This is a genomic window from Brachyspira intermedia PWS/A (genome assembly GCF_000223215.1).
GTDB classification, from domain to species: Bacteria; Spirochaetota; Brachyspiria; order Brachyspirales; family Brachyspiraceae; genus Brachyspira; species Brachyspira intermedia.
In genome coordinates this window covers 2,952,952-2,966,537 of record NC_017243.1, presented here as the reverse complement: position 1 = coordinate 2,966,537, position 13,586 = coordinate 2,952,952, and the positions used below count along the sequence as shown (strand labels likewise).

Annotated in this window: 11 protein-coding genes and 1 rRNA gene; 8 read left to right on the top strand and 4 right to left on the bottom strand. The window is 28.8% G+C overall.

Annotated features, from left to right (window positions below; all coding sequences use genetic code 11):
* The first annotated feature begins 120 nt into the window (after positions 1 to 120).
* A complete protein-coding gene (locus BINT_RS15255; protein ID WP_041177488.1) occupies positions 121 to 450 on the top strand; it encodes a hypothetical protein in 330 nt (109 codons plus the stop codon).
* Here BINT_RS15255 and BINT_RS15250 read toward each other — a convergent pair.
* Together BINT_RS15250 and BINT_RS12915 are read right to left on the bottom strand one after the other, a co-directional pair.
* On the bottom strand, positions 416 to 685 hold the full coding sequence (locus tag BINT_RS15250) for a hypothetical protein (RefSeq protein WP_014489012.1): 270 nt from the start codon (positions 683 to 685) through the stop codon (positions 416 to 418). The genes BINT_RS15255 and BINT_RS15250 overlap by 35 nt on opposite strands.
* A 4-nt stretch (positions 686 to 689) precedes the next feature.
* Entirely contained in the window at positions 690 to 1,430 is a 741-nt protein-coding gene (locus BINT_RS12915) for a hypothetical protein (RefSeq protein ID WP_014489011.1), read from the bottom strand.
* Between the two features lie 789 nt (positions 1,431 to 2,219).
* Here BINT_RS12915 and BINT_RS12910 point away from each other — a divergent pair.
* Positions 2,220 to 3,734: ribosomal RNA gene (locus BINT_RS12910) — 16S ribosomal RNA — on the top strand.
* 182 nt (positions 3,735 to 3,916) lie between these two features.
* On the opposite strand, the gene BINT_RS12905 is transcribed toward BINT_RS12910, so the two are convergent.
* The gene (locus BINT_RS12905; RefSeq protein WP_014489010.1) at positions 3,917 to 6,619 is read right to left on the bottom strand and encodes a YidC/Oxa1 family membrane protein insertase; all 2,703 of its coding nucleotides are present in this window, start codon (positions 6,617 to 6,619) and stop codon (positions 3,917 to 3,919) included.
* A gap of 164 nt (positions 6,620 to 6,783) precedes the next feature.
* Between BINT_RS12905 and BINT_RS12900 the strand changes: the two genes are divergently transcribed.
* Both BINT_RS12900 and rsmD read left to right on the top strand, forming a co-directional pair.
* Entirely contained in the window at positions 6,784 to 7,458 is a 675-nt protein-coding gene (locus BINT_RS12900) for a hypothetical protein (protein WP_041177487.1), read from the top strand.
* A gap of 38 nt (positions 7,459 to 7,496) precedes the next feature.
* The gene (gene rsmD, locus BINT_RS12895; RefSeq protein ID WP_014489008.1) at positions 7,497 to 8,060 is read left to right on the top strand and encodes a 16S rRNA (guanine(966)-N(2))-methyltransferase RsmD; all 564 of its coding nucleotides are present in this window, start codon (positions 7,497 to 7,499) and stop codon (positions 8,058 to 8,060) included.
* A gap of 88 nt (positions 8,061 to 8,148) precedes the next feature.
* Here the strand turns inward: rsmD and BINT_RS12890 are convergent, their stop codons facing one another.
* Positions 8,149 to 8,580 carry a PepSY-like domain-containing protein gene (locus tag BINT_RS12890; protein WP_014489007.1) on the bottom strand — a complete coding sequence of 144 codons (432 nt, stop codon included), beginning with the start codon at positions 8,578 to 8,580 and terminating at the stop codon, positions 8,149 to 8,151.
* A 285-nt stretch (positions 8,581 to 8,865) separates the two neighbouring features.
* Between BINT_RS12890 and BINT_RS12885 the strand changes: the two genes are divergently transcribed.
* From BINT_RS12885 to trxB, 4 genes are all read left to right on the top strand, one after another.
* Positions 8,866 to 9,867 (top strand): FAD:protein FMN transferase, encoded by a 1,002-nt coding sequence (locus BINT_RS12885; RefSeq protein ID WP_014489006.1) that lies wholly within the window; start codon positions 8,866 to 8,868, stop codon positions 9,865 to 9,867.
* Between the two features lie 93 nt (positions 9,868 to 9,960).
* On the top strand, positions 9,961 to 10,941 hold the full coding sequence (locus BINT_RS12880) for an acetylxylan esterase (RefSeq protein ID WP_014489005.1): 981 nt from the start codon (positions 9,961 to 9,963) through the stop codon (positions 10,939 to 10,941).
* A 131-nt stretch (positions 10,942 to 11,072) separates the two neighbouring features.
* The gene (locus BINT_RS12875) at positions 11,073 to 12,536 is read left to right on the top strand and encodes an AlbA family DNA-binding domain-containing protein (RefSeq protein WP_041177486.1); all 1,464 of its coding nucleotides are present in this window, start codon (positions 11,073 to 11,075) and stop codon (positions 12,534 to 12,536) included.
* Between the two features lie 94 nt (positions 12,537 to 12,630).
* Positions 12,631 to 13,563 carry a thioredoxin-disulfide reductase gene (gene trxB / locus BINT_RS12870; protein WP_014489003.1) on the top strand — a complete coding sequence of 311 codons (933 nt, stop codon included), beginning with the start codon at positions 12,631 to 12,633 and terminating at the stop codon, positions 13,561 to 13,563.
* Positions 13,564 to 13,586: the final 23 nt, after the last annotated feature.

The window sequence follows — 13,586 nt, the reverse complement described above, 5'->3', positions numbered from 1 at the left end:
GACTCTCTTTCAGTTTTAGTTTCAGTATTTTCCGTCTTAATTGACTCAAGTTTTCTAACTGGAGTTGAAGTTTTAAGAACGATTTTTCTATCTGCGGTTTTTATTTCAGATGTAGCTTCTTTGATTATATCTTTTAAATCTCTTTTTTCATCATCATTTTTTTTCAGAATGGAAGTTAATGGCTTTGTTTCAGTTTTAGTTTCTTTTATTTCTTTAGTTTCTACTGTTTTTTCTTCTACTGTAGCAATTTCAGCAACTTTTTTTCAGGTTCTTCCTTTTTTCAACTTTTTCTATAGTTTTTTTACAGGCTCTTCTTTTTTTTCAGCTTTTTCAGTAGTTTTTTTAGCTGTAGTTTTCTTTACAGGCTCTTCTTTTTTTTCAGCTTTTTCAGCAGTTTTTTTAGCTGTAGTTTTCTTTACAGGCTCTTCTTTCTTTCAGCTTTTTCAGTAGTTTTTTTAGCTGTAGTTTTCTTTACAGGTTCTTCTTTCTTTTCAGCCTTTTCAGCAGTTTTTTTAGCTGTAGTTTTCTTTACAGGCTCTTCTTTCTTTTCAGCTTTTTCAGTAGTTTTTTTAGCTGTAGTTTTCTTTACAGGCTCTTCTTTTTTGCTAGTAGTTTTTTCGGTTGCTGATTTCTTTGTTTCTTTAGTTTCGTCTTTTTTGTTTGTTGTAGTTTTTTTTGTTGCCATATTTTCACTCTGTTATATTTTGTTTTCTGTTTATTAATATACTTTTTATAGTATTCATTGTCTTTTCATCAAATATGTTTTCAGTTATATTGCCTCTTTTTAAAGAATCTATAAGATATTTATTTAAATTTATATCTTTATTTAGATTTTTTTCTTTTGCTATATAAACATAATTACACATAGAAAGAATTATTCTAAGCTGATTTCCATCAGAAGAATATTTATCTATCAATTTCTGAGGCTCATCTATACCTAAACAACTTAAATTATAACAAACTTTAAAGAAAAGTTTATTAGTAACTTGTTTAATTTGGGTATCTTTTTTAGCTTTTTTATTTACAGTATATAGTATAGAAAAGTCTCTAGCTTCAAAATTACATATAGTAGCATAAAACTTTTCTTGATAAGGCATAAGATAATGATGACTTTTTGCCTTAGATTCTACTCTAGTAATAAAACCTTTCTCTTCTAAAGTATCTAATGATTTTACTATAGTAGCATTTCCGCCTATACCTGCTTCATTTAATATTTGAGAATGAGTTGTTTTAGCTATTCCAAGCTCATAATCATAATTAGCTACTAAAGTTCTGTATACTTCTTTAGCAGATAAAGATAATTTCTTCCAAGTATTATTTTCTGTTATAGATTTTGGAATGAACGAACACATCGATGCTATTGACAAAAATGTGTCTTTATCTATTGTTTTTAATTGTGCTTTATTGATTATATCTATAATGTTTTCCAAAATTCTACTCCAGTATGTATATAATATATCTAAATTAATATAAAATCAAGTTTTAACAAAATATTTTATTATTGTATATTTTGATACTTTATTTTATATAAATCAGACTTTTCTTATCGGATTTGTTTTTAATAATTTTATTTTGAATTTTTTATAAGAAATTTTCAAAATATATTCTTAGAAACTTCACAGAATTTCATTAATTTTAATTTTTTTATGAGTATTTTTTGGAAATTTAGTCTTAAAATTTCCTTAGATTTCTTGAATTTTAAATTTTTTACGCACTTTTTTTGAAAATTATTCTAAAAATTCCAGAAAATTTGGATTTTTCAGAATAAATTTTCCAAAAATCACCCAAAAATTCCCAAAATTTCAAGATTTTTAGGCTATTTTGGGGCTCATTTTTGGCAAAAATGGCAAAATATATTTTTAGCTAGCTTCAATATGTATTATATGTTTTATAAATACTGTATTTTAATAAAAAAGCCTGAAATTTTATAAAAAACGCCCTTTTTAGCTATTGTGTTTTTCTAGGTGTATGCTATAATAATAAAACAGTTGATGAGAAACAAAAAACAAAACGAAACATCAGCTGACACAAACAAAAAATAAAAGTTCTTTGAAATATGGATAGCAGAAGCAATTTAAGAAAAACAAAACACAACTGGTGTAAATGAACTTAATAAGTTCTATGACCCAACGGTTACAATTTGTAACATTTCTTTAAGTAAGTAAATCTCTATTCAGTAGAATAGAAAAATAAAGAATCATTTCAGATTCACAAAAGTGAGTATGGAGAGTTTGATTCTGGCTCAGAGCGAACGTTGGCGATGCGTCTTAAGCATGCAAGTCGAGCGGGCTTATTCGGGCAACTGGATAAGTTAGCGGCGAACTGGTGAGTAACACGTAGGTAATCTGCCGTAGAGTGGGGGATAACCCATGGAAACATGGACTAATACCGCATATACTCTTGCTACATAAGTAGAGTAGAGGAAAGGAGTAATCCGCTTTACGATGAGCCTGCGGCCTATTAGCCTGTTGGTAGGGTAACGGCCTACCAAAGCTACGATAGGTAGCCGACCTGAGAGGGTGACCGGCCACATTGGGACTGAGATACGGCCCAGACTCCTACGGGAGGCAGCAGCTGAGAATCTTCCACAATGGACGAAAGTCTGATGGAGCGACATCGCGTGAGGGATGAAGGCCTTCGGGTTGTAAACCTCGGAAATTATCGAAGAATGAGTGACAGTAGATAATGTAAGCCTCGGCTAACTACGTGCCAGCAGCCGCGGTAATACGTAGGAGGCAAACGTTGCTCGGATTTACTGGGCGTAAAGGGTGAGTAGGCGGACTTATAAGTCTAAGGTGAAAGACCGAAGCTCAACTTCGGAAACGCCTCGGATACTGTAAGTCTTGGATATTGTAGGGGATGATGGAATTCTCGGTGTAGCGGTGGAATGCGCAGATATCGAGAGGAACACCTATAGCGAAGGCAGTCATCTGGGCATTTATCGACGCTGAATCACGAAAGCTAGGGGAGCAAACAGGCTTAGATACCCTGGTAGTCCTAGCCGTAAACGTTGTACACTAGGTGCTTCTATTTAAATAGGAGTGCCGTAGCTAACGTCTTAAGTGTACCGCCTGAGGAGTATGCCCGCAAGGGTGAAACTCAAAGAAATTGACGGGTCCCCGCACAAGTGGTGGAGCATGTGGTTTAATTCGATGATACGCGAAAAACCTTACCTGGGTTTGAATTGTAAGATGAATGATTTAGAGATAAGTCAGACCGCAAGGACGTTTTACATAGGTGCTGCATGGCTGTCGTCAGCTCGTGTCGTGAGATGTTGGGTTAAGTCCCGCAACGAGCGCAACCCTCACCCTTTGTTGCTACCGAGTAATGTCGGGCACTCTTAGGGGACTGCCTACGTTCAAGTAGGAGGAAGGTGGGGATGATGTCAAGTCCTCATGGCCCTTATGTCCAGGGCTACACACGTGCTACAATGGCAAGTACAAAGAGAAGCGAGACCGCGAGGTGGAGCAAAACTCAAAAAAGTTGCCTCAGTTCGGATTGGAGTCTGAAACTCGACTCCATGAAGTTGGAATCACTAGTAATCGTAGATCAGAACGCTACGGTGAATACGTTCCCGGGGATTGTACACACCGCCCGTCACGCCATCGGAGTTGGTTTTACCTGAAGTCGTTAGCCTAACCGCAAGGGGGGCGGCGCCGAAGGTGGGACTGATGATGAGGGTGAAGTCGTAACAAGGCAGCCGTACCGGAAGGTGTGGCTGGATCACCTCCTTTATTCGGAGATTGTCCGACTTAAATCTTACTGCTATTCATATTTGAAAGAATTTTTCCATATTATATTTTTTATACCTCGTTAAATAAACTAGCCTATTTGGCTGGTTTTTTTGTTTTTAAATATTGTTATTTGAATAGATTTATTAATTTGAATAGATTTATTAAATAGAATATTCTAATTTTTAATCATTAGTTGTTTCTTCAATAAAGCCTAATGATAAATCTCTTTCCTTGCTGTAATTACTAGAATAATACCAGCGGTAAAATTTCCAATTATTAGTATCAAATATATTATTATTTACATGATAATAACTATTAAAATCATAAGTGTTTGATGATTGATTTTCAGGCTTCCAGCTTCTTATTCTTATTATATTAGCACCATTAGTTTTATAATCATTAGTTATTATTTTATTATTGAATATGTTTTTTATATCTTTTATATGATTAACTGCTAAATAGGGCATATCTGCTACAGTCATAAAATTGGTATCAATATTTAATCTGCCTTTCGAGTTAAAATCCTTATACATTAATAAAGAATTATATAAAGCTATGAATTTGGTATTAGGCTTTTCAAAATATTTAGAGTTTATTCTATATCCATGATCTGAAATAATTATTATCTTTGTATTATCATAAACATTATTTTTTTTAAGAAAGTCTATTATTTTAACTATATTTTTCATTGAGGCAGCATTAGCATAAAAATGTCTTACGCTGTTTGTATCTTTATATATTTTTAAATCATTAGTATCTATATAATTCAAAGATACTGAAGGCAATAAATCAGGAAGAAAATAATGAGGTTCATGTGTGGTATTGTTATGCATTATATTATAATTATTGCCATTTTCATCTATATTTATTAAATCTTTAATAGAATCTAATAAAGCATAATTTTCTATACTAGTATTTATAATATTATTTTCATTTATAAGCCATTTTCCTCCGCTGTATAATGTTTTTCTTAGCCATACAGGTATTATTCTAAAAAATGAAAATCTTATCAATTTATCATTATCCAAATTAGATGTTATTATATTATTTTCATTTGTATATTTATTTATACTATAATCATAAATATAATCTTTATTGTAGGCTTTAATATTGCTGTAGCTTTTAAATATGCTTAAGTCTCCATTAAAAGACATATTAGCATAAACGGGCTCAAGTATATAGGATTTATAGCCGTATTTTTCTAATGATAAAGGCAATGTCAATAAAGCTTGATTATGAATATTTGTAAGATTATTATTTTTATTAGTGCTTGTTTCATAAGGCAAATAATCATAACCTCCATAAATAGAAGCTATAGTTATGGTGTTATAATTGTATGAAACAGTATTAGGATAGAATGTAAAGCCATCAAACATATCTTTATATTCTTCAAATCTGTTAAAAGCATCAAACCAATATGAAGGTATGGCTCTATCCAATATTATAACGAATATATTTTCTCCATTTCTTGAGATATTAAATATTTTTTCTCCGTTTTTTAATTTATATGATGTTTTTGTATATGTATCATCATAGCTTAATACCTTATATGTATAGAATATTGATGAAGCAATCAATACAAATATGATTATATAATCAATGTTGATCAATATAGAAAATTTTGATTTTGTTATTATAAAATAAATTAATAATGATGATATTAATATAATTACAATATTTATTATTATATCTTTATTGATTATTTTAATTGCACTGTCAAACATAAAATCAGAGTTCATATTAGGATAATTGCCTGCGAAAATGAACGTGTCTATTATGAATATTACAGACAAAAAGATAAATGCCAATGTTATATAATTTTTTGTTTTATCTGAAAATATATTATATATAAACAGAGGATAAAATAAAAATATTCCAATACTCATTGAAAAATTATTTATTATTAGGTTCAAATGATTATTAAATTCTGACACTGAATTATTTATTAATGATGTAGGTATAAAAAGCCCTGAAAGTACGGTTATAATCAAACATGATAATATAAGCAGTTTATATCTATATTTTATAAAATTATTGTTTGTAATTAATGATTTTTCTATATAATCAAAATTTAACGTTAATATTATTACTATAAAAAGAGTTAAAATATTTTTTATATCTGTTTTATTTTTAAAAGACATCACAATCAATATTATAAAAGCCAATATAACAGATATATTACATATTTTTAATATTTTATCTTTATTTAATGCTTTATATAATTTGTATTCCAAAACAATATTTTTAATTAAGGAAAATAAACAGTTTATATTCCAATAAAATAATAATCCTGAAGGCGAATTATATAATATGATTAGAAATATTAATGAAGTTATATATAGAGGCATACTTTCTTTTATAGTCAATTTTTTACTATAAACCATTCCGGCAAGTATACTGAATATAGTCATAGTAAATGGAAGTAAATTAATACCGTTTATTAAATTATCAGGCTTTGAAAAATCTTTTATGAAAAATAAACTTCCTTGAGATAAATCGGATAGGCTGTATATAAAATTATATGCTGCTATAAAGAAAGGTATTTGTATTAAAAGCCCTAAAACTCCTCTGAATGCATAAATCACCTTATATCCATTAATTCTATGACAGGTTCTTATTAGTAAATATCTTTGATCACCTTTATAAACAGCTTTTATATTATCTATCATAGGCTTCATTTTATTTTGAATGTCTCTTTCTTTTTCCTGCCATTTTTCTGCTACATTATAGAGAGGAAGAGATAAAAAATTTACTGATAAACTTAATAAGAATATACTTGTACTATAAGATAAATTGAATATATTCTTAAATAGAAAAAATAGAGTTTCTATAATAAATTCTATAGGAAATATAAAAATATCAAAAAATATATCTGCTAATATCATATATATTAATTTAAAATTTAAAAATTAGAGAATTATATAATAACATATATTTTATATTATGAAAGCATATTAACATAATATTAATAATTTTTATAAAACTCTTGTTTTTTATTAATATTAGTTACTATATAAATAATAAATAAAATTATTTTGGGTTTTAATTTATGAAATTTATCTTTTCTAGATTTTTGATAGGAAGCATTGTCATATTGATAGGTGCTTATATTCTACTGCAATATGTCTTTCATATTTATATTCCAGCACTTGCATATACTCCAGTATTTACCATAATAGTTGCTATTTTGATAATGGTTTGGGGCTGTGCTATAGTTGTAGGTAGAGGTTTTTATGCATCTAAAATACTTTTGGGACTATTTGTCATAGGTACAGGAATATATGTACTTATAAGATACTGCTTTAATATCAATATGCCTTTTATATTATATACACCAATATTTAGAATGGTTATAGGTATGATAATAATATTTTTGGGTGTTTATATACTATTTGGCATGCATTATGTAAGAGATAGCATACCAAAAAATAAAAAAACTAAATATAATGTTTATTTCAAAACTGATAGTATAGATTTATCAGAATTGGAAATAGACAGAAACAGAGCTATAGATATTAATACAATTTTTTCAGATACAGTGGTTTTTATAAGCGATAAGGTACAGGTTCATATAAAAGCTTCAAGTGCTTTCGGATCTGTTTCACTTCCTACAGGCGATAGTGTGAGTTTTGGGGAAACTAATTTTGTTATTGGCAACTCTGATAAAATACTTTATTTAAATGTAAGTTCAGCATTTGCTCAAATCAGGGTTCTTTATAAATAAATGTTTTATTAGAAATATTGTAAAAGAGTAATTAATTTATGCATATAATATCCGGAAATAAAAAGGGAAGAAAAATAATAACCCCTAAAAGAGATTTCAGACCTACACAAGGTAAGGTTAAAGAGGCTTTTTTTAATATAATAGATATAGAAAATAAAACTTTTTTGGATTTATGTTCCGGAAGTGGTGCTATGGGGTTTGAGGCTTTAAGCAGAAATGCTAAATTTGCTGCTTTTATAGAAATAGACAGAGAGGCTGTAAAAACTATATTTTCCAATGCTAAAGCTATATTCAGTGATAATGAAAATATATATAAAATAAAAAGAGTATCGGCTGAAGATTATGTAAAAAAGACTAATGATAAATTCGATGTTATATATTTAGATCCGCCATACCATTCAAAGATATATTTTGATGTTATAAATAATATAATAAAAAGAAATATATTAAATGATAATGGGGTTTTAGCAGCAGAGTTTGGGGCAGATTATTATAAGAAATTTTTAGAAAATGAAGAATTAAAAAATATAATATCCGGTATTATGGAATATGATATAAAAACTTATGGTGAAAGTGTTTTGATAATATTTAAGTATATATAAAAAAAGAGATGCTTATTAAAAAGCATCTCTTAATAGTTTTTCATAAACCATTTAGCCGTAAAATATTTTCATAAACCTTAATTTATCATTAATCGTCCCATTGCTGCCCCATTAACTGACCATTAGCAGCTACATATATTTCCATCATATTGTTGAGTTTTATTTTGTAATTGCCCCATTCTTTTTCAACATCTATCATTCTAGCCTGAGGATAAGTTCTTCTAACAGTATTAGCTACAGCCTGAGGTAAAACGCTCATAGGTACTCCGTTATATTCTCCATCTATATTAAGCCAATTACCATTAGGCATAAAATCTATAGAAGCTCCATTAGACAATTTAACTTCAAATTTGCCGTCATCTCTTTCAACTTTCCATATCTTAGCATTAGGATAAACTCTTCTTATAAAAGTTCTTGCTTTTTGAGGCAATGATGAAGCTGGTACTACCCAATCAGCAAAAAGGCTTGATGTAGAAAGAATAGTCAATGATATTAATAAAGCTAATAATTTTTTTGTCATAATGAATCTCCTTAATTTAATTGTATTTTTTAATAATCTCCTGTAAATTATCTTTACAATTATAAGTATAGCAGAAAAACACTTTATGTCAATAGAATTTACTATTATTTTACAGTTTTTTTACAAAATATTATTAAATTAAGAGTATTGTAAAACATATTCTACTTTAGGGTTGTTTATATAAAATTAAATCTCATTATAGTAAATATTGTTTACTTTTACGATTATTTTTTATGAATGGTTTATAATTAAATACATTTAACTTGAATGATGAGAGATTAGATCATGAAAAAGAAGATTTATTTTTCTATACCAATAATAGCTGTGGCATTAATAATAGCTATTTCATTTTATAGGGCAAGAGATAAATATGTAACAGCTACAGTAGTAATAAGCGATACTATACTTAATATAACTGCAGAAACTTCTGATAAAAATATGGATAAGCTTATAAGCAGCATTACAAACGAAATAAACAGAATGGATAATATAGTAAACCCGTATAATACTTCAAGCGAAATAGGAAGAATAAATAGCGAAAGTTTATCCGGAAAAACTGAAATAGAAATTTCAGATGAAATGGCACATATATTTACTACAGGATTAAAATATTCAAAATTAAATCCTTCTTTTGATATAAGTGTAAGACCTTTGATAGAGTTATGGGGATTCGGTGTAAAAGAAAATCAAACTGTACCTTTAAAACAGGATATAGATAATGCTTTGGCTAATATAGATTATTCTGCTGCAAGTATAATTACTAATGAGGATAATAAAAAGATACTGAAATTATCAAAGCCATTAACATTTGATTTTGGTTCTTATGGTAAAGGTTATATAATAGAGAAATTAAAGAATGTATTTGCAGAGTATGGCATAAAAAATTATTTAATAGATTATGGCGGAGACACTTATGCTAATGGGGTTAATAGTAAGGGTAAACCTTGGATAATAGCTATAAGAAATCCAAGAAATGATGCTGACGGATATTTGGGACTTTTAGAATCTACAAATTATACTATAGTAACAAGCGGTGATTATGAAAGATATTTTACTCAGGACGGCACTAATTATCATCATATAATAGATGCTGAAATAGGATATCCTACTTATAATAGTATATCTGCTACTATAGTTCATACTAATGCCGAAGAGGCTGATGCTTTATCAACAACAGCATTTTTGATGGGTACTAATTTCTTTACAAATGAGGCATTTAAATATAAAGAGGCTTATATTGTAACGCCTCAAGGTGAATTATTTATAGTAACTAATGATAATTTTTAATATATATACTTTAAATTGCAAAAAATATATATATACTATAGAGCATAATAAATGAATTATGTTTAATTTGATTTTTTATTATAGAGGTTTTATATGGCTTTTTTTGATTTAAGTTTAGAAGAACTTTATAAATATAAAGGAAGCGGCGAAGAGCCTAAGGATTTTGATGAATTTTGGCTTAATACTTTAAATGAAAATAATCATAAAACAGAGTCTGAATATACTTTAATAGATACATATTTAAAATTATTTGATGTATGGAATGTATCATTTAAAGGATATTCAAAGCATGTTATAAACGGCTGGTATATAGCACCTAAATATGCAAGGGAAAATAATGAAAAATTAACTTGTATAATGCATTATCCGGGATATGGCGGCGGAAGAGATTATCCTAATAGCCATTTACTTTTTCCTTCAGCAGGATACAGCATATTCGTTATGGAGGTAAGGGGACAAGGGGCAGAAGGCGGAAACGGAGCAACAACCCCTGATCCTGTCGGTTCAACTCCTCATGCTGATGGTTTTCTTACTATGGGAATTTTGGATAAAAAAGATTATTTCTATAAAAGAGTTTTTGTAGATGCATTTAAATCGATTGAAGCTGCAAAGGAGCATCCGCTTACAGGAAAAATTGCTATAAATGGTACTAGTCAAGGCGGAGGCATAGCACTTGCACTTCTAGGACTTTCAGCACTTAAAAATGAAAAAATTGAGGCTGCTATGATAGATGTGCCTTTCTTATGTGATTATAAAAGAGCATGCACTATTACAGATACTTTGCCTTATAATGAAATAGCTAGATTTTGTAAAACTAATAGAATGTATGAAAATAGAGCATTTGAAACTTTATCATATTTTGATGGAGCTTTCTTTGCTAAAAGGTCTAAAGTTAAGGCTTTATTTTCTGTGGGGCTTATGGATATTTTATGTCCTCCTTCTACAGTTTTTGCTGCTTATAATAATTATGCCGGCGAAAAGTCTATTAATGTTTATACTTTTAATGGACATGAGGGCGGAGATAATGAGCAGAGTGAAAGAAAATTGGAATTTTTGAATTATTTAAATTTATAGTTTTAAAATATATGGTGTTCTACATATTATACATATATTATCTGCTATTATTTATGTAAATAAAATAGGTTGATAATATTTGTATATATGTTATATTATTATATACAATAATAGGTATTAATGGATATGGTATGAAGATTATATCTGGCAGATTTTTTTCTAAATCTGAACTAAGAAATAGAATATTGAGAGACGTTGTTATTGCTATTTTGTTCTTATTTATAATCGTTTTGGTTTATATGCAAATTAGAAACCCTATACCTATAAAATTTATTTTTAAATCTCTTTTTCAAGATGTTAAAACTTCAATAGTAGAGGAATATTCTAAAATATTTTATCCTACCTACTATTTTTCTATGCAGATGACTCCTATATTCGATATAGTTAATCAGGCTCCGGAAGCTTATAAAATTTTAATAACTAATTTCTTTCCAAAGCATACCTTTATAGAAAAGGCAGCTATGCAGGTTGGTAATAACTATATGTCTATTACTAAAGAAGGCAATGGGTATAAAGTCGTCGGGCATATTGTAACGAACAGTAGCAGTAATCTATATTCATCTGTACCATTTGAACAGCTTAGTATTGATTCTTTTTATATAAAAGATGGAAAACCTTATATACATTTAATATATATAGCTAATGAAAATGTTGCTTTTGAATATATTTCTCAATTTAATGTGAATTTTAATGATGTAGAGCTTAGAGATATTGATAATATGCATGCATACCTTATCACAGGAAACAGTAAAATTACTTTCCCTATATCATATTCTGACACAAATGCTGTAAAAGATAATTTAGATTATAATGTTATAGCTGATATTATGACAGAAGAATTTGATGGAACTAATGAAGATATGATAAAAGTTTCATATAAAGATAATAATTATTGGGGATATAAAGGTACTTTTGCAGTAGCTAATAATAATATACAAATAGGTATAATCATTCCTGAAAAGGATTTAATCAATAAAATACAAATACCTATAATATTATTCTTAGTTGTATTTATAATTGTTACTATAGTGATAATAGTAATGCTTGCTATACATTATATTAGAATGATTGAAGAATTAAAAAGAAATCATATGAATATAACTAAGATTATAGAAAACGGTGAAAATACTAATGTAGAGTTTAAATCCACATTAAGATATGATAGTAATACAGAAAAAATAAATAAGGCTTTAGAAGAAGTTATTATGAAGTCCATTGCAGCATTCAGCAATACTGAAGGTGGAAGATTATTTATAGGTATTACTAATGATGGTGAAATAATAGGGCTTGAGCATGATTATTCTACATTGAGACAGCCTAATAGAGATTTCTTTGAGCTTCATTTGAGAACGCTTATAGAAACTTATTATGGTAATGCTTTTTCTGCTGAGGGTATAAGGATTGATTTTGTAACTCATGAAGGTAAAGATATATGTATTGTTTATATAAGGAAGGGAAGAGAGCCAGTATATACTAAGATTACAAATAAACAAGGTGCTAAAGAAGAAAAATTCTATATAAGAGTAGGAAATTCTTCTAGGGAAATTGCAAATGCTAGCGAGATAATAGCATATGTAAAAAAACATTTTAAATGATTAAAATATTTAAATGTTTGATGTATCTAACTTGACTATTAAAATATATATTATATAATAATGGTTACTAATAATAAAAAAGGAGTGTTTATATATGTCTGTATATGATAGTGTTATAATAGGCGGCGGTCCTGCTGGACTTTCTGCTATGCTTTATTTAGGAAGAGCTTTAACAAATTCTATTTTGATAGAAAAGAAAGGTATTGGTGGTCAGATGATGAGTACTGATGCTGTTGAGAACTATTTAGGTTTTCCAGAAGAGATGAGTGCTTTTGAATTAGTAGCTAGAATGCAGCAGCATGCTGAAAAATTCTCTAAAAATGAAATAGTTTATGATGAAGTTATAAAAGTAGAAAATATAAAAGATGAAGTAAAAAAAGTTATCACTGCTGACGGCAATACTTATGAAACAAAAACAATAATACTTGCTATGGGCGGATCATCTAAAAAATTAGGTACTAAGGGAGAAGACACATTTGCTGGAAAAGGCGTTTCATACTGTGCTACTTGTGACGGAGCTTTTTACAGAAACAAAACTGTTGCTGTAGTTGGAGGCGGAAACAGTGCTTTTGATGAGGCTTATTTCCTTACAAGATTCGTTAATAAAATATATTTAGTTCATAGAAGAAAAGAGTTTAGAGCTGAGCCTATAAACGTAAAACATTTAACAGATACTGGAAAAGTAGAATATGTACTTGATTCTGTAATAGATGAGATTTGCGGAGATGGCAAAGTTAACAGCATAAAAATAAAAAATGTTGTAGATGGTTCTATGCATGATCAGGCAGTAGACGGTGTATTTGTATTCGTAGGTCAGGAGCCTTCAACACATTTCTTAAAAGATACTGGATTAGAATTAAAAGATACTGGACACATAGTTACAGATATGTCTACAATGGAAACTAATATTCCTGGTGTATTTGCATGCGGAGATTCTATATTAAAACCAGTTCGTCAGGTTGCAAATGCTGTTGGAGAAGGTGCAGTTGCTGCTATGAGCGTAACTCATTATTTGAACAAAGCTTGATTTTAATTTTATAATTTTTAATA